Origin of the sequence: Collinsella sp. LCP19S3_D5 (assembly GCF_052121415.1) — a bacterium.
GTDB lineage: Bacteria > Actinomycetota > Coriobacteriia > Coriobacteriales > Coriobacteriaceae > Collinsella.
Window position 1 is genome coordinate 1 of the sequence record NZ_JBQKEH010000012.1, and the last position, 21,375, is coordinate 21,375.

The 21,375-nt window shown below is 60.8% G+C and carries 17 protein-coding genes and 1 pseudogene; 2 read left to right on the forward strand and 16 right to left on the reverse strand.

The features are described from left to right. Positions 1-432: 432 nt before the first annotated feature. From ACTQXO_RS06180 to ACTQXO_RS06190, 3 genes are all read right to left on the reverse strand, one after another. Positions 433-1,401, reverse strand: a complete 969-nt coding sequence (locus tag ACTQXO_RS06180; protein WP_441038987.1) for an SIS domain-containing protein — start codon at positions 1,399-1,401, stop codon at positions 433-435. A 144-nt stretch (positions 1,402-1,545) separates the two neighbouring features. Beyond that, positions 1,546-2,301: a GntR family transcriptional regulator gene (locus tag ACTQXO_RS06185; protein WP_441031739.1), complete on the reverse strand. Its 756-nt coding sequence runs from the start codon at positions 2,299-2,301 to the stop codon at positions 1,546-1,548. 2 nt (positions 2,302-2,303) lie between these two features. Continuing rightward, entirely contained in the window at positions 2,304-4,286 is a 1,983-nt protein-coding gene (locus ACTQXO_RS06190; RefSeq protein WP_441038988.1) for a RecQ family ATP-dependent DNA helicase, read from the reverse strand. Positions 4,287-4,594: 308 nt separating this feature from the next. Here ACTQXO_RS06190 and ACTQXO_RS06195 point away from each other — a divergent pair. Further along, a pseudogene (locus ACTQXO_RS06195) lies at positions 4,595-4,660 on the forward strand (hypothetical protein); the annotation flags it as partial. A gap of 24 nt (positions 4,661-4,684) precedes the next feature. Here ACTQXO_RS06195 and ACTQXO_RS06200 read toward each other — a convergent pair. From ACTQXO_RS06200 to ACTQXO_RS06240, 9 genes are all read right to left on the reverse strand, one after another. After that, positions 4,685-5,404, reverse strand: a complete 720-nt coding sequence (locus ACTQXO_RS06200; protein ID WP_427796210.1) for a GntR family transcriptional regulator — start codon at positions 5,402-5,404, stop codon at positions 4,685-4,687. A 142-nt stretch (positions 5,405-5,546) separates the two neighbouring features. After that, positions 5,547-6,554, reverse strand: coding sequence for a YitT family protein (locus tag ACTQXO_RS06205; protein ID WP_441038990.1), 1,008 nt, complete (start codon positions 6,552-6,554; stop codon positions 5,547-5,549). Positions 6,555-6,760: 206 nt separating this feature from the next. Next, positions 6,761-7,390 (reverse strand): HAD family hydrolase, encoded by a 630-nt coding sequence (locus ACTQXO_RS06210; RefSeq protein WP_154518552.1) that lies wholly within the window; start codon positions 7,388-7,390, stop codon positions 6,761-6,763. A gap of 156 nt (positions 7,391-7,546) precedes the next feature. Then, the gene (locus ACTQXO_RS06215) at positions 7,547-8,530 is read right to left on the reverse strand and encodes an SIS domain-containing protein (RefSeq protein ID WP_229770738.1); all 984 of its coding nucleotides are present in this window, start codon (positions 8,528-8,530) and stop codon (positions 7,547-7,549) included. A gap of 198 nt (positions 8,531-8,728) precedes the next feature. Beyond that, positions 8,729-9,562: a PTS system mannose/fructose/sorbose family transporter subunit IID gene (locus ACTQXO_RS06220; RefSeq protein WP_441038992.1), complete on the reverse strand. Its 834-nt coding sequence runs from the start codon at positions 9,560-9,562 to the stop codon at positions 8,729-8,731. 13 nt (positions 9,563-9,575) lie between these two features. After that, a complete protein-coding gene (locus ACTQXO_RS06225; protein WP_154518546.1) occupies positions 9,576-10,370 on the reverse strand; it encodes a PTS mannose/fructose/sorbose/N-acetylgalactosamine transporter subunit IIC in 795 nt (264 codons plus the stop codon). Between the two features lie 36 nt (positions 10,371-10,406). Further along, positions 10,407-11,330, reverse strand: coding sequence for a PTS mannose/fructose/sorbose transporter subunit IIAB (locus ACTQXO_RS06230; protein WP_154518543.1), 924 nt, complete (start codon positions 11,328-11,330; stop codon positions 10,407-10,409). Between the two features lie 183 nt (positions 11,331-11,513). Then, on the reverse strand, positions 11,514-12,596 hold the full coding sequence (locus ACTQXO_RS06235) for a DMT family transporter (RefSeq protein WP_195838625.1): 1,083 nt from the start codon (positions 12,594-12,596) through the stop codon (positions 11,514-11,516). 429 nt (positions 12,597-13,025) lie between these two features. Next, positions 13,026-14,021, reverse strand: coding sequence for an SIS domain-containing protein (locus tag ACTQXO_RS06240; RefSeq protein WP_441545564.1), 996 nt, complete (start codon positions 14,019-14,021; stop codon positions 13,026-13,028). Positions 14,022-14,224: 203 nt separating this feature from the next. Between ACTQXO_RS06240 and ACTQXO_RS06245 the strand changes: the two genes are divergently transcribed. Continuing rightward, positions 14,225-14,947 (forward strand): GntR family transcriptional regulator, encoded by a 723-nt coding sequence (locus tag ACTQXO_RS06245; protein WP_441545565.1) that lies wholly within the window; start codon positions 14,225-14,227, stop codon positions 14,945-14,947. Between the two features lie 21 nt (positions 14,948-14,968). Here ACTQXO_RS06245 and ACTQXO_RS06250 read toward each other — a convergent pair whose 3' ends face one another. From ACTQXO_RS06250 to mfd, 4 genes are all read right to left on the reverse strand, one after another. Next, positions 14,969-15,559 (reverse strand): N-acetyltransferase family protein, encoded by a 591-nt coding sequence (locus tag ACTQXO_RS06250; protein WP_441049011.1) that lies wholly within the window; start codon positions 15,557-15,559, stop codon positions 14,969-14,971. 78 nt (positions 15,560-15,637) lie between these two features. Continuing rightward, complete coding sequence (locus ACTQXO_RS06255; protein ID WP_441545566.1) at positions 15,638-16,663, reverse strand: threonine aldolase family protein; 1,026 nt, start codon at positions 16,661-16,663, stop codon at positions 15,638-15,640. Positions 16,664-16,708: 45 nt separating this feature from the next. Beyond that, a complete protein-coding gene (locus tag ACTQXO_RS06260; protein ID WP_441545567.1) occupies positions 16,709-17,572 on the reverse strand; it encodes a phosphatase PAP2 family protein in 864 nt (287 codons plus the stop codon). 56 nt (positions 17,573-17,628) lie between these two features. After that, positions 17,629-21,261, reverse strand: a complete 3,633-nt coding sequence (mfd, locus tag ACTQXO_RS06265; RefSeq protein WP_441545568.1) for a transcription-repair coupling factor — start codon at positions 21,259-21,261, stop codon at positions 17,629-17,631. Positions 21,262-21,375 lie beyond the last annotated feature (114 nt).

Sequence of the window (21,375 nt, forward strand, 5' to 3'; positions counted from 1 at the left end):
CTCGAAGAGCCCGATCGCCGCCTTCCTGGCCTCGATGTCGTGTTTCACTCTCAAGTCGACACGCATAAAAAGCCTCCCATTTCTCGTGTCCAAGAAATGGGAGGCAGTTCAAACCCACCGGCGTGGCCCGCTTTTTGACTCACGCGACACGCTTGCAGATTTAGGTCTAATACTATTCCCGAGAAGTGAACGAGCAAAAACGAGCCCCCGAAGCATCGGCACTTTGTGGAGACCATTTACTGCAGTTTCATTAAGATTTTCCTGCTGTTTTGGCGTCAAAAAATGTCGATGCTTCGGGGGTCCAAAATAGGTCGTTCACTTCTCGGGAAAAGTATTTGACTTCGTTTTCGACAAACAGAAAGGGGCACCGTAACGCAAACGGGGCCCGCGCTTGGCGAAGGCCCCGTCATGAAAAATCGCGTTCCCCGTTACCTAGTACTGCTCGACGCCCATGTAGCGGCGAACCTCGGGACTGTGGTCAAATACCTTGCCGCGGGCGGCGCGCAGCTCACAGCTCATCGCATAGAAGAAGATCGGCTCCAGGTACGAACGCACGCTGGCAGGCACCTCGCCCACGCCGTACTCAAGCGCATCGAGCACCATAACTGTATCGGTGTGCGTGTTGAGAAATGCCAGTGCGCGCTCCTCCATGGGGCGGCACTCACCAGCGCCAAGCTGCACAAAGTAGAACACGCCGGGCTCGGTAGCCTCGAAGGGACCGTGGAAATACTCGCCGGAGTGGATGTAGCAGCAGTGCTGCCACTGCATCTCCATGAGCGAGCAGATGGCCATGGCGTAGGTCTGGCTAAAGTTGGGGCCGGAGCCCAGGATATAGAAGAACTTGTGCTGCTGGCAGAGCTCGGCAAAGCGATCGCCCAGCTCGGCGTTGACCTTCTCGCGGGCAGCGGGCAGCAGTGTGTCCATCTGCTTAAGGCCGGCATACATGTCGGCGAGCGCCTCGTAGCCCTCCTGCTGGTCGAGCAGCTCGGCGGCGATCAGAGCGCCGATGCCCTGCGGAACTTCGGCTTGCGACTCGCCCTTGCCCCACGGGTAAACCCAGGTGGTCCACTTGCCGTTATCGATCTTGGAGCCCGCGTAGTCAGTCATAGTCACGACCTCGGCACCGGCGGCCAGCGCCATCTCGCAGCCGTCGACGACCTCTTGCGTGTTGCCGCTGTGGCTACAGGCTATGACGAGTGACTTCGGCCCTAGGCTCTTGGGGGCCATAAGGCAAAACTCGCGCGCCGTGTAGACCGTCGAGGTAAACGTGGTTGCCTCGCGCTTGAGCAGCTCATTGGCCGGCATAAGGTCAATCATCGAACCGCCGCAGGCGATCCAAAAGACATTCTCGATCTTACCCTTGCGCTCGATAATTCCCTGAACCAGATCGTGTGCGTTCACGGTGACATTCCTCCCTGTGTGGCGGCTTTGAGCGACGAAAGCTCGTACCTGCGGTCGTTCTATGTTGTCCTATTTATAGCACGCAAGCTGTCGCAGGTGAATTCATTTCACCGAACTTGTTCTGTATTGTTCTATCTATGGACGTTAGATGTCGAACACGTAGCGCGAGCCCACGATCTTTTGGCGCCCGAGCAGCAAGGGCCGCTCGTCCGCATCGGTAAAGTACGCCTCCATATAAAAGAGCGGCTCGCCGACCGGCACCTCCAGCAGCGGGGCCGTCTGAGCATCAGCGAGCGCGATCTCCACGGTACAGGGATCGGACTTGAGCGGTGCGCGGCCCGAATGCACGGCAACGAGCGCAAAAATCGAATTGTCGGCAAGGTCCTCGTCGGCAAGCTGCTGCAGATAGGGATGGTCGGCAAGCACAAAGGCGTTGTTCTCGAGCATGACGGGCACGCCATCGGCCGTGCGCACGCGCTCGACCACGATGAGCTCGCAGCCGGGTTCCACGCCAAAAAACGCCGCGTCCTCGCGCGTCGCCGCAATCACCGTGCGCGACACCAGGCGCGCTCCGGCCGCCATGTCGTTGGCAGCGCAGGCTTCGGTAAAACTCTGGACGTCGCCTTTCTGGACAATCTTGCGCTTGAGCTTGGGCGCACACACAAACGTGCCCCTCCCCTGCTGACGGTTGAGATATCCCGCGCGCGACAACTCCTCAATGGCGCGACGCACGGTAATGCGCCCCACGCCGTAGGACCTCGCGAGCTCCATCTCGGAAGGAATACGCGAGCCGGCAGCGTACACGCCGCGCGCGATCTCGCCCTTTAGGTCGTCCATAACCTGCTGGTACAGCGGCACGGCGGACACGTCAGTACGGTCGGTCTTGCTATCGGCTACCATCGTTACGCTCCATCCCGTGCATGCTCGGATTCAAACTCTTCAATCGCCGCCATAAACTGCTCGCCAAAGGCGTCGGCTTTTTTCTCGCCAATGCCGTTGACCCGGATAAGCTCGTCGCGCGTCTGAGGGCGCAGGCGGCACAGACCGCGCAGGGCCTTATCGGAGAAGACCATGTACGGCGCCATCTCCAGCTCGGTCGAAATCTCCTTGCGGAGTGCCCGCAAGCGCTCGAACAGCTCGGCATCGTCGCCCACGCGCGGGCGCTGATCCAGCTCGGCCTCCTCGCGCAGCAGATCCACCGCACGGCGGGCGCGGGCCGAGGCCTTGCGCTTGGATGCACGACGCTTAACGGTCAAGGCAAACGCCTCGTCCTCGACCTCGCCGGCACGCGGGCCCAGCCCCACGACCGGGTACTGTCCCTGTGAGGTTGCCAAATAGCCGCGGCCGCACAGCTGCCCGATGATATCCTTGATGCGCCCGACCGATTCGCTCGACAGCTCACCGTAGCCGCGGTCCTCGTCCAGATGCATCTGGCGAATGCGCTCGGTGTTGCCGCCGTGGAGCACGTCGGCGATCAGCGACTTGCCAAAACGCATGGGACGCGTAGCCACATAGCGCACGGCGGCGCGGGCCATATCGGTGACGTCCTCGACCTCGAACTGCGTGAGGCAGTTGCTGCAGTTGCCGCAGCCCTCGGCGTCGTCCGTGGCGGCACCGCTAGCACCGGCTGCGGCGGTATGCTCGGCTGCAGCCTCGTCGCCAAAGTAGCGCAGCATGTATTCGCGCAGGCAGCCGGTGGTATTGCAGTAGCCCTCCATCTGGCTGAGCAGTCGATATCGATTCTGGAGCGCCCACGCGCGTTGCTCGTCATCGAGCGCCTCATCGGCAGCATCGCCGCGATCGATCAAAAAGCGACGCATGCGAAAATCATTGCCGTTCCACAGCAAATGGCAGCTGGCTGGGTCGCCATCGCGGCCGGCGCGGCCCGCCTCCTGGTAGTACGCCTCGATGCTCTCGGGCACGTTGTTGTGAATCACGTAACGCACGTTGGGCTTGTCGATACCCATGCCAAAGGCGTTGGTGGCAACCATTACCTGGATATCGTCGTCGATAAAGGCGCGCTGGCTTTGCCGGCGGGCGTCGTTGCCCATGCCGGCATGGTAGCGGCCAACGCGAATGCCGCTGGAGCCCAGCGCCTCGGCAAGCTCGCTTGCCAGCGCATCGACGGTCTTGCGAGTCGAGCAATACACGATGCCGCTTTCACTCGAATGTGCGATCACATAGTCGCGCACCCACGCGGCCTTGGCCTTGTCGCCCATCTCCTCGCAGCCAAAGTAGAGGTTCTTGCGATCGAAGCCCGTCACCACCGTCGCGGGGTTTTGCAGGCCGAGCATCTGCTGAATGTCCGCACGCACGCGCTCGGTCGCCGTAGCGGTAAAGGCCGCCACGATGGGGCGCTGCGGCAGGGAATCGATAAACTCGCGAATCTGCAGGTAGGCGGGACGGAAATCCTGGCCCCACTGGCTTACGCAGTGGGCCTCGTCAATGGCCACGAGCGGCACGCCAATGCCGGCGGCGGCCGCGGCCTCCCGCGCAAAAGCTAAAAAGCGCGGCTCGAGCAGACGCTCGGGCGCCACGTACATAAGCTGGTAGCGGCCCTCGCGCGCCCGCTTGAGCACGGTGTTTTGCTGGGCCGGAGTAAGACTGGAGTTGAGATAGCTGGGTCGCGCACCCGCCGCGAGCAATGCACGGGTCTGATCCTCCATAAGCGACAGCAGCGGACTCACCACAAAGGTGATACCGGACAGCATGAGCGCGGGCACCTGGTAGCAAATGGACTTGCCGGCGCCCGTGGGCATAACGCCCAGCGCATCGCGGCCGGCAAGGATCGCATCGACCATGCGGTCCTGCCCCGGGCGAAACGAGGTGTAGCCAAAATAGGCGCCGAGCGTATCGAGCGCCATCTGCTGCATGCTATCGGTCATGGTTTCCTAACGTCCGAGTCATCTGCCGCCGATTATACGCCGCCACGCGGACCGGTGCCGCACGGTTGCCGGCCACGGGCAATGTAATCCGATGGGAACGAGCGTGGATAATCTCCCACTTTGAGCCCGTACACAAGCCAAAAACGGTGGGTGGTCATTGGGGACATTCTTGACAAGCGCGGAAACGTCGCTGGTTGAGCATAAGTCAGCGAAAACGCCCCTAAGCGAGCAAGGTGACGTGAAAGAGGAGGGAAGCGTACTTCGGTACGCGACCGACGATTGAACGTCAGATTGCCGCTTAGGGGCGTTTGCAGCGTCGACCGGTCCGCCGTTCGTTAGAACGGCGGAACCAAAGGCGTAGCGTCGAGCCGTTACGCGGTTTGGTAAAACCGCGCAACTTATATGACCATGACGTAGCGGCTGCCCACGTAGTACTGCTTGCCGAGCAAAACCGGCTCGCCATTGGGACCGGTAAAGCCGGCACGCAGGTTGAGCAGCGGATCGTGCGGAGCGATGCCCAGCTCGGCCGCCTGCTCGGCATTGGCGCGAACGGCCTCGACCGTGCGGTAGCCAACCGAGGCAATCGGCGTTCCGCCAACACGCTCGACCTCGGCAAAAATCGACTTGTCCTCAAGATCGGCCGTCAACAGCTCACGGTAGGCGTCAAAGGGCACAAAGATGTTCTCCTCAAAGATGGGCTCGCCGTCGGCCGTACGCACGCGCTTGATATGCAGCAGCAGCGCATCCTTCTGCAGGCCAAAGAACTCCATCTCGTTTTGGCGCGCCGGAACGATCTGGCGATCGATTACATGCGCGCCGGCCTTCATGCCATTGTCGGCACACAGCGCGGTAAACGTCTGCAGCGTCGAGGCATGAAACTGGCGGTTGATGTGCGGCGTGGAGACAAACGTGCCACGGCCTTGCTGTTTAACCAGATAGCCATCGGAACACAGCTCCTCTACGGCGCGGCGCACCGTAATACGGCTCACCTCGTACTGCTCGGCAAGCTCAAGCTCGGACGGGATACGCTCCTTGGGTGCATAAACACCCTTCTCGATCGCATCCTTGATTTCGTCGTAAATCTGCTGGTACAGCGGCGCATTTTTGGGTGCAGGCATATCTAATCACTCTTATCGAAATATCGGAATAACAAATACGTATATAACGTCTAGTTTTATGTTACCTCATAACGATAAAACGATACACCTTACCTACCAAAAAGGGACAGGATTGAGCAGAGCCGGCAAAATACCAAATACCTTACTTGCCGTCGTCCTGCTGCAGGCTGTCCTGTTCGCTGATGCGCACCTGCCTGCTGGCCATGCGTGCGGGCTTGTCGGGATCGGGAACGGCCGTGGGCATGGGTTCGTCGACATGACCGCCCCACCAACCGCCCACAAAGTTGAGCGTGTGGAACACGTTGATCACGGCGCCGGGATCAACCTCGCATACCAGCCTGATAATGTCCTGGCTCTCGTAGGTCGAGACAACGGTGTGCAGCAGGTACATCTTCTCGCGGCTGTATCCGCCGACGACCTCGGCGCAGCTAATGCCGTGCTGAAAATGGTTTACGTAGGCAGTCATAACCTCGTCTGCCTTACGCGTCGTGATCTGCAGCGTCACACGATCGTAGCGATGATAGAAACTGTCGATGGTCTTGGTCGAAATAAACTGAAACACAATGGAATACGCCGCCTTGTCCCAGCCAAACATAAAACCAAAGATTGCCAGGATAAAGCAGTTGAAGCCAAAGATGACGCCCCAGATGGTCTTGCCTGTGTGGTTGGAGACCCATAACGCGATAAAGTCGGTGCCGCCGGTGGATGCGCCGGACTTAAGCGCGATGGCAGCACCCAGACCCGAGACCACGCCGCCAAAAATGATGAGCATGATCTTGTCGCCCAAAAATGGAGCGAAGTGAAAGACGTTGAGGAACAGCGACGAGAGCACGACCTGCATCATCGAGAAGATGACGAAGCGCTTGCTAATGCCGCTCCAGCATAGGAGCGCCACGGGGATGTTGAGTGCGAGCATACCGAGCGAGATGTCGATGTGAACGCCGCCTAGCGAGGTAACGCGATCGAGAAGGACCGCGACGCCGGTAAGACCGCTCGGAAGCAGGTCAGCGGGCCGAATGAACGCCTGGATCAGGAATGTCTGGAGAACGGCAGAGACCGTGACCGCCACGGCAGTAATGGCGCGGCGGACGATGGTGAGGCGGCCGAGTACGAGCACGCGGTCCGTGAGCTGATCGATGGCATCCGCCACGCAGGCTCCTTTCGAAGGCAGATATAGTTGTGGGGCATGCCCGCGATTGTAGCATGGAGCGTGCGGGGGCGCCTCAATTCACCCTCTCTCGACAACCATCAGAAGGACTGTGAGGCCGCTCAAAAGAAAAACGCCGTGAAGAGAGCGATCCCTTCACGGCGAATTCGGCATTTGCCCAGTTAAAACCTGCCAAAATAAACCTGTCCCTAAATGGCAGGTAGGATGTCACACAGATTGTCAATGACAACGTCGGCGGCAGACTGGTCCAGGTTGACGCCCTCGTGCGGACGCAGCGCCAGGACGCGGGCGCCAGAGCGCTTGCCAGCTTCGATGCCCAGAGGCGAATCCTCGATAACCAGGCACTCGGCAGGCTCCACCCCCAGCGCCTCCATGGCACGCTGGTAGATCTCGGGGTCGGGCTTAAACGCACTGCACTCGTGACCGCTGATGGTGTAGTCCAGCACGTCGGCGATGCCGGCAATCTCCACCAGCTCGTCGATCAGCTCGCGATAGGACGAGCTCGCGATGGCACACTTCACGCCGCGCTCATGCAGCTCACGCATCACCGGCTCCGTCTGCTCGTTGAGAAGCTCGGCATACGGAACGGGGTGGTGCGGGCTGTAGACCTGCTTGTACTCCACGCGCAGGCGCTCACGCAGCTCAACATCGTCGGGCACCAGCGCCTTCCAAATGGCCGGCTCGTTAGACCCCGAAAGGTCGGGGATCTCGTCAAAGTGGAACCCCTTCTCTTCCATAAACGCCACGCGGCGACGGTTGTAGAACCACTCGGTATCGACCAGCACGCCGTCCATGTCAAACAGCACTGCCTTGATCATACGCATCTCCTCCCACCTGCCAAAAAGGGACAGGTTTATTTTGGTGGGTTTTATCTGGGGTTTGCGGCGCGACAAACAAGCCCCCAAAGCAAAAAAGGGGACGGGGCGAAAACCCCATCCCCTCTCAATCAACCCATAAGGTCTACTTACTTGTGATTAGTAGGAAAGCTTCCACATGTAGCGACGCATGGTCAGCGGGTGCTGACGGGCCTCGGCGATCTGGTTGCCGTACTCGCGCATAACGGCGAGGTGCAGCAGCGGGTTGAAGTAGGTGACGACGCTCGCGGGCACGGCGTCAGCCAGGCCGTAGTCCTTGGAGTCGATCAGAGCGACCTTGGCGCCCATGCGCTCAAGGAAGGTGAGGGCGCGAGCGTCCATCGGACGGGTAGCGCCATCGGACATGAAGAAGACGTAGGGCTTACCCTCGGTGGAAACCTCGAACGGACCGTGGAAGTACTCGCCGGTGTTGTAGGCGGCGGCGTCGATCCACTGCATCTCGGTGAACAGGAAGGCGGCGTGAGAATAAGCCATCTTCTCGGAGGCACCGGAAGCCATGAAGTAGATCATCTTGTCGTCCTTGAAGTCCTCGGCGAACTTCTTGGCGAGCTTCTTGCAGGACTGAGCGGCGTTCTCGCAGAGGTCGAAGACGTTGGTGAGACCGGTGATCATGTCCTCGTAGTGGTCATAGCCCTCGGTCTGCTGAAGGATCTCGAGAGCAAGAGCGATGGCATAGCCGGGCTTCTCGCACTTGGCAGCGTAGTTGGCGTGGAAGCCGTGGATGATGACGTGGTCGGCGTCGACGGTCAGAGCGGAGCCGGCCTTGTTGGTGAGGGAGACGACCGGGCAGTTGTGCTTCTTGGCGGTCTTGTTGGCCTCGACGGTCTCGGGCGTGGAGCCACCGAGGGAGCAGGTGATCACGAAGGTGTGCTCGTTGACCCAGGAGGGCGTGTCGTAGTTGAACTCGTTTGCGGTGAAGATCTGAACGTTCAGCTTGTCCGTGTTGTTGGCCAGGAAGTACTTGGCGGGGTAAAGGTCGGACATGGAAGCGCCGCAGCCGACGAAGGCGACGCTGTGGATCTCGTGGTTGGACAGGACGTCAGCTACGATCTGCTTAGGGAGGTTAAGGTCGATCTCGTACATCTGACACATTCCTTTCGATTTTTGCGGCGCCACTTTGCCGGACGTGCGCAGGGTTACCGTGATTTGGACCGAGTCGCCGGCCCATTGAAGATGTGACATAGGGACTGTCCCTTTGACACATTTAGGGATGGGAGCCTGCCTGGGGTATGGGATGCCAGGCAGGCTCCCCGGGGAAAGCGGTTAGACGCTTGGGCGCGACTAGGCCAGGATGCCGGCCGCGGAGAGGGCGATGCCGCCCACGATGGCGATCACAAGAAGCCAACCGGTGTTGATGTTCTTCTTGATGAGCCAGTACATAAGGCCGGTGAGGCCAAGGGAAATCATCTGGGGCATCATGCCGTCCAGGATGTCCTGGATCACGACGGTGCCGTCAGCGAACTGCAGCGGGGTGGTGGCGCCGATCAGCGTAGCGATCATGCCGCCCACGGACATAAGACCCACGATGCCGCAGACATACATGAGCTTCTCCATGAGGTCGCCGCCCTGAAGCTTGCTCAGGTACTCGTGGCCGCCCTGATAGCCCATCTTGGCTGCGAACCAAGTGATCAGCACGGAGGGCACGATGGAGATGAGCATGGCCAGGATCGGGCCCATGATGGAGCCCTGCTGAGCCAGCTGAACGCCCAGACCAAAGGCGATAACGCGGATGGTGCCCTGGAAGAAGGAGTCACCAATACCGGAAAGCGGACCCATGAGGGAGGTCTTGACCGCGTTGATCGAATCGGGATCGAAGTTCTCGGGATCCTTGGCGTACTCCTCCTCCATGGAGGCGGCGAGGCCCAGGACGAAAGCGCTCGTCTGCGGAGTGCAGTTGTAGAACGCCATGTGACGGCGATAAGCCTCTTTCTTGGCAGCGAGCTGCTTGGGGTCGGACTCATCCGGATAGAGGCGATCGAGCGTGGGAACCATGCCATAGAGGAAGCCCATGTTCATCTGACGCTCGTAGTTCCAAGAGGCCTGGATGGCCCAGGAGCGCCAGAAGAACTGGCTGACCTTCTTGTTCAGGGACACGTCCTTGGTTGCGGTTGCCATAGTGTGTTCCTCCTTAGTCTTCGTCGTCTTCGAGCGGATCGTAGTCGGAATCGACACCGGCGGCTGCATGGGAACCGTTGAACTTGAAGCCCATGAAGACGACAGCCAGGCACACACCGATCAGAGCGACCGCGATGACGGACAGGTTGAGGTAAGCGGCGAGCAGGAAGCCGATGAACAGGAACGGAGTCATACCCTTCTTGATCATCATGGTGAGCAGCAGGGCCAAGCCGTAGGCGGTCATGATCTTGGTCGAAACGTTAAGACCAGTGGACAGCCACTCGGGGACCATGTTGACGATGGCCTGAACCAGGTCGGTGCCAACAAAGACGGCGAGGAAGATCGGCAGGAAGTACATGACGGCGTACAGACCAGTGCCGACGCAGATGTGCATACGGTAGGCAGTCTTGAACTTTCCGTTATCGATCGCGCTATCTGCCACATGGGTGAGGGCGGCGATGATGGAACGGAACACGATGCCGAGGAGCTGACCCAGGACGGCGACCGGGATGGCGATCGTCATGGCGGTCTCGGCGGAAGCATCGGTCAGGCACGCAAAGGCAGCGGCCACGATGCCGCCCAGGACCATATCGGGCGGAACGGCAGCACCGACCTGCACCAGGCCCATGGACACGAGCTCGACGGCGGCACCGACGGCAAGGCCGGTGGGCACATCGCCCAGCAGCAGACCGACGAGCGTAGCGCCAACGAGGGGCTGCTCGAAGTTAAGACGACCGAGCAGGCGGGAGTCCCACATGCAGAACACGCCGACAAGGCCGACGAGCACCGCACTGATGAACGTATTCATACCCTTCTCCTTTCAGTCAGGCAAAAGCCTGGTTGACTACAGCTTGGCGTCGATGTCGACGCTCTGATACGTGGGGGTCTGCTGGACATAGAGCTTGATGCCCATGTCGAGCAGCTGGTTGATGTCGGCCTTCTGCGTGGCGTCGAAGAAGACGGAGCTGTCCTTGCCGCCGACCTGATCGGCACCGTCGTGGTTGGCGGTAGCGCCCAGGTTGATGGCGTCGAGCTTGTAGCCCTGGCAGAACTGCAGCATCTCGGCAGTGTTGCCAAAGACGAACATGACGCGCTCGCCGAGGGTGTTGAGCTTGTCCATCTTGGCGAGGGCACGCTCGACGGTGAAGACGTTCAGGCGCACGCCCTGGGGCTTGGCCAGCTTAAGAGCGCCCTTCTTGATGTCATCGTTGGCGGCAGCGTTGTCGACGACGATGATGCGCTCAGCCTGAACCTTGGTGGTCCAGGTAAAGACGACCTGACCGTGCAGCAGACGGTAGTCAAGACGTGCGAGGACGATCTTGGCGGGACCGGAGCTGTGACGGGACGCCTTGGCCTTCTTGGCGGGAGCCGCGACGGCCTCGACCGGTGCGTTGGGGTTGGTCAGACCAGTGCGGGCCTCGTTGATGAGGGCCGCGAGCTCGGTGCCCTTGACGGGGGCGGGGCTCATAGCGAGCGTGAGCGCCAGCGGGATGTTGAAACCGCTGACAACCGTGAACTTCGTGCCGTTCTTGGAAAGCTCGACCATGCTGTTGTTGACCGAGCTGCCGAGCATATCGGTCAGCACATAGACGGTGTCGTCCGCGTTGAACGTGGCGATCATGGCGTCCACCTTATTGGTGATGGGCTCCTTGTCGTCACGAGCAAGCGACACGACGTGGACGTTCGACACGTCGCCGAGAACCATCTCGAGCGTGTCTTTGGCGCCTGCGGCCAGGCCGCCATGAGATGCGAGAATGATCTGATTCATCTTGCCTCCTCCTTTTCGTTATGGTCATTATAACGTCTTATACGCTACTTACATTGATAATTAGTATAAAGACCGTTCGCGGTTAAAAATCGACCGTTTACGGGTTTAACGTGCTCGAAACATTGGGGCTGGGTAGGCGGGCACTGGCTGGATAACCCCAGGTCGGATGCCGCACGCAATTCCCTATCGCACGAAGTACCAGGGACTTTCCTGTACGGTGGGCTCCAGCGCGATGCCGGTGCGTTCCTTAAACAGATCCATGTCCTGCGATTTCTCCGTCCACCACGCGTTGGGCTTAAAGGTCATGCTCTCAATGACATGACCGACAAACACACTGTTGCGCAGCTTGGAGAAGTCGGTATTCATAATCAGGATGGACGCGAGCACCAGCACGATGCCCAGGACTTTGATCGCGCCGGCGGGCTCGGCGTAGACACCAATGCCCAGCAGTACGGTGACAACTGTCTCGAATGACATTACGACGGGAACTTTCGACGTCTCGAGCCCCATGGACAGACCCTGCATATATAAGATGTAAGCCACGGCTGTGGGGATGAGTCCAAAGCCAAGGAACAGCAGCAGCAGCTGTGGCGACATTGCCGCGGCGACATCCGGCCACGGAGCCGCGATAGCTGCCATAACCGCACCGCCAAAAACAAAGCCCCAAAACGTGACAGCCAGTGGGTGGACCGTCTTGGTTGCTATTCGGCTAAACACCGCGAGCGACGCACCACAAAGGCCTGCAATCACACCCGACGTGACGCCCCAAACCGAAAAATGAAAACCGGAAAGGTCGCCATTGGTCACTGCAAGCACGCAGCCAACGATATTAAAGACAATGGCAACGAGCTTGTTAGGGGTCACGTCCTCGCGATAAAGCACGCGGCCGAGCATGACGCCAAACACCGGCGAGGTGTAGAGCAGCACCGAGGCCGTGGACATGCCCACCTCGCCCATGCACTCGTAATAGCAGGTGTTGGCGGCGGCCAAACCGACGATACCGACAAGCGCGCAGGGAACAAGCTCTTTAGGGCTTGCCTTGAACAGGGCCAGCGGACCCTGAGCCACGGTAGACCCCTCACCCGGGCGGCAGCCCATAAACATCAGGACCGGCGCCAAGATAAGCGCTCCGACCAACAAGCGAAAGGCAGCCATGCTCTGGGACGAAACGCCCATGGCCGAGATGCCGTTTACAAAGATTCCGATGCTGCCCCACATAAGCGCGGCGATCAGCACCAGCACATAGCCCAGATTGCTTTTCTTCAACGCAGCCTCCTCGGTATTGTTTCCAATATGTTTCACACTACGTTATAGTCGTTATATACATTTTTCAAGCCACAAATCGCCGAACGGAAAAATCTGCTCCCCCACATACTCATTGGGGACGTACTTAAACGACTAGTCCTTAAACGACTAGTCATTGGGGACGTTCCTGAATGACTAGTCGTTTAAGAGCGTCCCCAACGACTAGGACCAACTTGGTGCAAAGTAACCCGCCCCCAATGCACCGGCCCCTTGACAGACACGGCGACGCCGACGTTTTGGCAACGTCAGCGAGCGCCCGTCATTTGAGCCAAGGTGCCGTGAAATGAAAAGGCGCTGACCTTTTGGTCGCGCCTTTGAAATTGAACGGCAGATTGGCCAAATGCCGGGCGCGCAGCGTCGGCTGGTCCGCCGTTCGGTAGAACGGCGGAACTAATACTCGAGCTTCCACATGTAGCGGCGCGTCATATAGTCCTTGTGGGTGACGGCAGAGAGTGCACGCATGTAGACGTTGTTGAGGATCGGCGCGAAGATCAGGTGGTTGAAGTACTCGCTCACGCTGTCCTTGATGTCGTTGAGGCCGAGCTCCTTGGCGTCGAGCTGATAGACGCGCTCGCCACCGTACTGGTTGACGAAGCGGATGCCGCGCTCGTCGTTGCAGCGGCTGCGGCCGACGCTGATGAGCTGGAACAGCGAGGTACGCTTGTCCAGGATCTCGAAGGGGCCATGGAAGAAATCGCAGGTGTTGATGGTGCAGGAGTCGATTTGCAGCATCTCCTGCACGTTGCAGATGCTAAAGACGTAGGCGGCACCAAAGAGCGGACCCTGAGCCATCACGTTGATGCAGGGCTTGTCGGCGTTCTGCTCGGCCCACTTGGCAGCAAGCGGACGGGTGTACTCGACGGCCTTGCGATAGATGGGGTCGACCAAGTCGAAGGCGGCCATGGCGGTCTCGTACTCGGCATAGCCCTCGGTCTGCTGCATGAGCTCCATGGCGATCATGGTCACGACGGCGGAGTTGGTGCGGCCCATGCAGGACTCGTCGACGGCCAGGCTGTCGTACTGGATCTTGTAGTCGCAGACCTCGGTGAGGGCGGATTCGTCAACATAGATGGCGATGGTGCTGGCGCCGTGGTCCTTGGCGACCTGGGCGGCGACGATAGTCTCCTTGGTGCCGCGCATGGACACGACGACGGCTAAGGTGTTCTCGTTAACGTAGGCAGGGGTGGCGTGCACGAACTCATTGCTGGTGTAGCTGGAGCTCACGACCTGCGTGGCCTCGTGCTCCATAAAGTACTGGGCAGGATAGTTACCGCCGTTGGATCCGCCGGCGCCAATCCACACGACGCGCTTGATGCCGCCCTTGTCTGCCTTGTCGGCCAAAACCTGGGAGACGACATCCTTAACCTGTTCCTGAGTAGTCATCATGCATCAGCCTTTCTTCTCGTTTGATGCTCATCACAGGCATACAAGTTACATACATGTTTTGGTTATGTCGACTAGTTGTATGCTATATTTGTCTTAGAAATTTTACTGCTGTGATTTTCGGTAGCTTGTTACCAGCAGTTTTATTGTTTTATTGAATACATGCTTGCTTAGGTAAGCATACAGGTTAGATATAGGTTGGCAATATGGGCGTCACATCTAAAAAGAAACTGACCCAATACGAGCGCTTGGCGAGCACGCTGCGCGATCGCATCGCTGCCGGCACGTATGCGCGCGGAGACAAGCTGCCCTCCGAGATGGAACTCATGGACGAATCGGGGCTGTCACGCAGCACCGTACGCCACGCCCTTAAGGTGCTCGTTGATGAGGGCCTGGTGCGCACCGAGCGCGGGCGTGGCGCCTTTGTGGCCGACACGCCCGCGCTCCACGAGAACAACCTGGTGTTTTCGAGCTATACCAAGCAGGTCGAAGGCCAGGGCATGAAGCCCACCACGCGCACCGTGGACTCGGGCTTTGCCAAGGCGGCCGGCAGCATAGCTAAGTTCTTTGACGCCGCCGTGGGCAGCAAGCTCGTCAAACTTGTCCGCCTGCGCTACCTGGACGACGCGCCGCTGTGCCTGGAGACCACCTACCTGCCGCCAAGCTTCGAGACGCTCATCGATCGCGATATCAACGGTTCGCTCTACGCCACGCTGCGACAGGAGTTCCATCGCGCACCGGCACAGGGGCATAAAACCTTTGAGGTGTGCTATGCCTCGCAAAACGAGGCGTTTTTGCTCAACGTTGAGCGCGGGCAGGCGCTGATCCTAATCACCGACTACGTCTACGACACCGACGGCCGACCGCTCCATGTCTCCAAGCGCATCCAACGCACCGACCGCGCCAAATACACCGAACCCATCGGCTAACCTGCCAAAATAAACCTGTCCCTAAATGGTAGGTTTGGGGAGGTCGGGGAACCAGGTTGGTTTGGGCTGGTTGGGTGTGCGCTCGGCCAGGACCAACTCCATCCAACACATGTCGTACCAGCGACCGAACTTTTGGGCGCAGCGGTCGAAGGCACCCACCAGGCGGTAGCCCATATGGGCATGGAAATCCTGACTGTTGTGCGTCAGATATTCGTCGTCCTTGTCGTGCGGCACGGCGATGAGGGCGCACATGTTGGTGATGCCCATCGCAATCAGGCATTGCTTGAGCGCATCGTGCAGCTTGCGGCCCAGCCCGCCGTGGCGCACATCGCGCGCCAGGTAGATCGACGTCTCGACCGACCAGTCGTATGCCTCGCGGCTGTTGAGCGGGCTCACATAGGCATAGCCTACCGGACGCCCGTCCAGCTCCATCACCAAATACGGGTAGCGCTTGAGCGTACGCTCGATACGCCCGGCGAACTCCTCAACGCTCGGCACCTCGTATTCGCAGGTAATCGCCGTATGGCGCACATACGGCTCATAGATGGCAAGCAACGCCGGCGCATCGTCGGGCGTCGCCAGGCGAATCGTCGGCTCGGACATTTCGGTCATACAACCCTTCCCCCTCAAAAACAAAGGCTGCCCTGCGCCAAGCTCAGGCGCAGGGCAGCCCCTTGTCACTACATCAGGCTACAGGACAGCCGCCAACGCGTCGATGTCCTCCTGCGTCGTGGCCCAGCTGGTGCAAAAGCGCACCACCGTGTGGGTCTCGTCGTACTTTTCCCAGTACTCAATCGAGGCATGCTCGCGAATGCGGCCCATGTCCTCGTTGGGCAGAATCACAAACTGCTGGTTGGTCGGCGTCTCCAAGAAGAACTGGTAGCCGCGCTCGTGCAGCACGCGACGCAGCGCCTGAGCGGTCTCGATCGCCTGGCGACCAATCTCAAAATACAGGCCGTCGGTAAAGAGCGCCTCAAACTGCACGCCCGTCAGGCGGCCTTTGGCAAGCAGCGCGCCATGCTGCTTAATACGCGGAATGGGATGCGCCGGGGCGTGCATACCGCAGAACACCACAGCCTCGCCGCAGAGCGCGCCGCACTTGGTACCGCCGATGTAGAACACGTCGCACAGCTGCGCCAGCTCGGGCAGGGTAATGTCGCACTCATCGGCCGCCAGCGCATAGGCCAGGCGGGCGCCATCCACAAACAGCGGAATCTCGCGCTTCTGGCACACTGCGTGAATCGCCGCGAGCTCGGCCTTGGAGTACAGCGTGCCGTACTCGGTCGATAGGCTCACGTACACGGCACCCGGAAACACCGTGTGCTCGTAGCTCTCGTTTTCGTAGAACACCTGGATATAGTTCTCAAGGTCCTCGGCGTGCATCTTGCCCTCGTAGCCGGGGATGGTGAGCACCTTGTGGCCGCCAAACTCGATGGCGCCCGCCTCGTGGCAGGCGACGTGGCCGGTCTCGGCAGCAACGACGCCCTCGTACGGCGCGAGCAGCATGTCGATCACCGTCGCGTTGGCCTGCGTGCCGCCCACCAGAAAAAACACGTCGGCATCGGGGGCCTGACAGGCCTCGCGGATAAGCTGCTTGGCACGCTCGGTATGCGCATCGGTACCGTATCCGGGCTGCGGCTCCATATTGGTGTCGACGAGCGCCTGCAGCACCGCCGGGTGTGCGCCGTGGGAATAATCGTTGTTAAACGCGAGCATGGCAATCCTCTCTTACCGGGTATCGGCCAGATGATTCAAACGGAGCTATTGTACGCCGCTGGGATAGGCAATGCGCGCGGCAAGGCACTCAAGTGCCAGCACCAGAGCAAAACCGCAGCTCACATCACTCAAAAAGTGCGCTCCGATCACGATGCGGCCAAACGCGACGAACGCCACAACCGCAGCCGCCGTCCAAAAGACCACACGACGACGCGACGGCTTTTCCTTAAAGGCCGCTGCGGGAAGCCCGGCGAGCATAAGGCCGATCGCCGCGTGTGCCGCGTGTCCGCTCGCAAACGACTTAAAGCCGTCCTTGACTACACCGGCGGCAATATAGGCCCGCTTGTCGGGGTTGCCGATCACCCACCACGGCTGAAACTCGAGCCCCGGCGTCACCTCGACCACGCGCATGCGCGGGCGCGACCACAGCGGCTTGACGATCACGTTGAGGATGATGGCCTGAGCGACCCACACGGCAAGCACCATGAGCGCCCAGCGTGTGAGCTCGTCGGTCTCGGTCGTGCGCGTGAGGCGATAGACGATAAGGTTGGCGACGATGGCCAGCACAAACGTCAGCACCAACTGAGCCACGATGAGTTTGCCGCCAACCCTCAGGGACGAAACGATCTCGTAGCCGGTCAGGCCAACATTGACGAGGATGCCGAGCACGGCGAGCCATTTGCTCCCCCTGGAGTCGGGACGCACCGCGCGCACGAGCATAACGCCCGCGACGCTCGCCGTCAGCTCAAACGGCAGCTCGCCGGTCGCCTCGATAAAGCGGCCGTACATACTGCCGATGTTGAACAGCGCGCTCGAGATCTGATAATCGAAGAAACTGCCCACGCCCAGGCAGAGGGCAAGGATAACCGCGATAGCAGCGGCATCTTTCTTATAGATGTACCCGAACATGCTTTCCTTTCGATGGAACCAGATTGCCCAAATGGGGCGTTTACGACGTCGACCCGTTAGTCATCGTCGGACGTACCCAGCTGCTGCAGCAGCATGAGTGCCGCGGCCACGGGGCCGGTACCGTCGTTGGCGTCGAGACCGCGACCCAGGCCGCTGCCCGCGCCGGCGCCCGCCTTGTAGGGCACCGACAGTTTGCGGCTCTTGGGGAAGTTTACCGCGCCATAGCGGGTCTTAAGCTCATAGGCCACCTTCTTGGGAACGTCGACGCCCAAAAACGTGATGCGACCGCCGCTGAGCGTAACGCTCTCGAGCCCCAGGCGCTCGCCGCGAATGCGGATTCGCGCGCGATTGAACAGGTTGAGTCCCGCCAACGGCAGCTCGCCATGCGCGGCCTCGGTCTCTTCCTGCACCTCGTCGATGCTCTCCAGGTCCCCGGCCGCCGCAAGCTTACGGTATACGAGCACGCGCTGATCCACCGCCGGCAGGTACTCCTCGGACAAGAAGTAGTCGGCCGGCAGGTTAATACCCACGCTCGCCGCCTCCACACCGGCATCGTCGTCGCCGCGCGCCTCGACCACGGCCTGGCCCAGCATCTGCGTAAACAGGTCAAAGCCCACGCTCGACAGGTTGCCGTGTTGCTCGGCGCCCATGAGCGAGCCGGCGCCGCGGATCTCCAGGTCGCGCATGGCGATGCGCATGCCGCTGCCCAGGTCCTGGAACTCGGAGAGTGCGGTCAGGCGTGCCGTAGCCTCCTCGGTGAGCGGCAGCTCGCCCGGGAACATAAAGTACGCGTAGGCTTGCGTGGCAGAACGGCCCACGCGGCCCTTGAGCTGGTAGAGCTGCGCCAGACCCAAGCGCTGCGAATCCTCGATGATGAGCGTGTTGGCGGTCGCGTTGTCGATGCCGCTCTCCACGATGGTCGTGGCGATGAGCACGTCGATCTTTTTGGTCGCGAACTCGATCATCACGTCCTCGACCTCGCGCGGGCTCATCTTGCCGTGCGCCACGCCCACGCGCGCCTCGGGCGCGGCCTCGTGCACGCGTGCCACGGCGTCGTCGATGGTCTTGACGCGGTTGGACACGTAGTACACCTGGCCGCCGCGGCCCACCTCCAGGCGAATCGCCGCGCTCACCACGTCGGGGTCGTACTCCCCCACGTGCACGATCACGGGGCGTCGCCCGGTCGGTGGCGTGGTGATCAGGCTCATGTCGCGCACGCCGCTCGTGGCCATCTGCATGGTTCGCGGAATAGGCGTTGCCGAAAGCGTGAGCACGTCAATCTGCTCGCGCAGGTTTTTGAGCTGCTCCTTGTGCTGCACGCCAAAGCGCTGCTCCTCGTCGATGATCACCAAACCTAGGTTCTTGGGGTTCACATCGGCCGAAAGCAGGCGGTGCGTGCCGATGAGCACGTCGATCGTGCCCTCGGCAAACGCCTTGAGCGCGCGCTTCTGCTGCGCCGGCGTGCGAAAGCGGCTGAGCACCTCGACCTCGAGGCCAAACGGGGCAAAGCGCTCAAAGAAGGTCTCGTAGTGCTGTTGGGCCAGAATGGTCGTGGGGCAGAGCACCATGACCTGACGGCCGGAGTCCACGCACTTAAACGCCGCGCGCAGGGCAACCTCGGTCTTGCCAAAGCCCACGTCGCCGCACAGCAGGCGGTCCATGGGCTTGGGCGCCTCCATGTCGGCCTTAATATCGGCGATAGCCTCCAGCTGGTCGCGCGTCTCGTCGTAAGGAAAGCTCTCCTCCATCTCGATCTGCTCGGGCGTGTCGGGCGGGCAGGCGATACCGGTAATCGAAGAACGGCGCGTATACAGATCGACCAGGTCAAACGCCAGCTTTTTGGCGTTCTTGCGCGCCTTGTTGGTGGCACGCGTCCAGTCGGCGGTGTTGAGCCTAGTCAGGCGCGGCTTGTCGCCGTCGGGACCAACATAGCGCGTGATGCGGTCGACCTGCTCGAGCGGCACGTAGAGCTTGTCGCCGTCGGCATATTCCAGCAAAAAGTAGTCGCGCTCCTTGCCGCCCACTTCCTGGCGCGCGATCTCGCTAAAGAGCGCGATGCCGTGGGTAGCGTGCACCACGTAGTCGCCCGGCTTAAACGGAAACGTAATCTGCGTAATGTCCACCTTGCGACGGCTGCGCACGCGGTTGGCGTCCATGCGGGCATTGAGATCGGCGATCGAGAACACGGCTAGGTTGGCATCGGGCACCACCACGCCCTGCGGCAGGGCAGCATCCACAAAGGTCACGCGTCCGCGCGAGATGGTGGGTACGGCAGCACCGGCGGCAGCCTGGGCGGCGCCCGCCTCGAGCGATCGGGCGTTGAGCGCATCGACGCGGCGCTCGCGGATCGAGGCATGGGCCTCCTGGCGGGCAGCACGGTCGGCAGAATCTGCCGCTGCCACGCGTACGCGCTCGCCAATAACACCGGCGTTTTCGGGGGCGGCCGTCAGCGACTCCTCAAAGGTAATGCCCTCGTCGCCAAAGGTGAGCTCCATCGACTCGCGCGCTCCGCGGTCGGGAATGGCAAACACGCAGGCATAGCGCTTGCCCACGACTTCCTGAACGCGCGTCATAAAGCGGTTGTCCGAGCCCGCGATAGCCGGCTGCTCAATCTTGAGCTCTGCCGTAACCGCACCGCCGGCGCGGATCAGACTCACGTAGTTCAGGCGCTGCTGAGCACCAAAGTCGAGCTGCTGGGCGCGCACGTACAGGCCGTCCAAGCGGTCAATCCCCGCCTCGCCGGCGCGCGCCTCGATATCCTCGTAGGCACGCAGGCAGTCGTCGAACAGCGAGCGCGGCTCGGACAGAACCACAAGCGCCTTGCCGCTCACGTGCGCCAACGGGCTCACGGTCTGGCCGTACATCACCGGCAAAAAGCGGTCGAGCTCGGGTGTGACGATACGCGCATCAACCATCTCGAGCAGTGCCGCCAGCTTGCTGTCGCTCTGGCTTGCGCGATAGAGCGCCACGTGCATGTTGTGAACGGCTTCGTCGGTAAGCGCCAGCTCGCGGCACGGGAAGATCTCGATGCTGTCCTCGTTGCCGATGGTTTGGCCCGTAGAGCTCACCATACGGCGAATGCGATCAATTTCGTCGCCAAAGAACTCAATGCGCACGGGCGCTTTCTCTTGTGCGGGGAATACCTCGACGGTGTCGCCGTGCACGCGGAACAGGCCGGGTGCGTCGGCGGCGCCGGCATTGGTATAGCCCATGCCCACCAGGCGCTGCGGCACTTCGCCAAAAGGAATCTCCTCGCCCACCGCAAAGGTCGTGGACTCCCAGTAGCGGCTCTCGACTGGCGGCACGCAACGCAGCAATGCACGGGCCGAGGCAACCATGATGCAGTTGTCCCCGCGCACGATACGCCCCAGAGCCTCGCAGCGCTGCGCCACCACGGCATCGTCGGGCGCCTGCTCGCGCCACGGATAGTCCTTGCGCTCGGAAAAGCGGCACACGTGCGCCAGGCCCACGTAGGCGGCCAGGCTGCGCGCGGCGCGATCGGCCGCGTCCTCGCCGCTCACAATGTAGACCGTAGGGCGCGGGCGGCGCGCAAACTGAGCAGCCGCCATAAGCGTGCGGCCCGACTGCGACACGGCCAGCGTCACATCCTCGCCGGCGTCGAGCCCGGCCTCGACGGTCTGCAAGGCCTCGGCAGTGTAGAGCTGCGCGGCTATACGGTGAATGAGCATGCTGTTCCTCCGGCATCGCAACGCCAAAAGCCCGCCGGGGCAAGCTCGGCGGGTCTTACGTCAAAAGTATTGATTATCATTGTAGCGCATGAGGTGAACACGCCAGCGCACGCC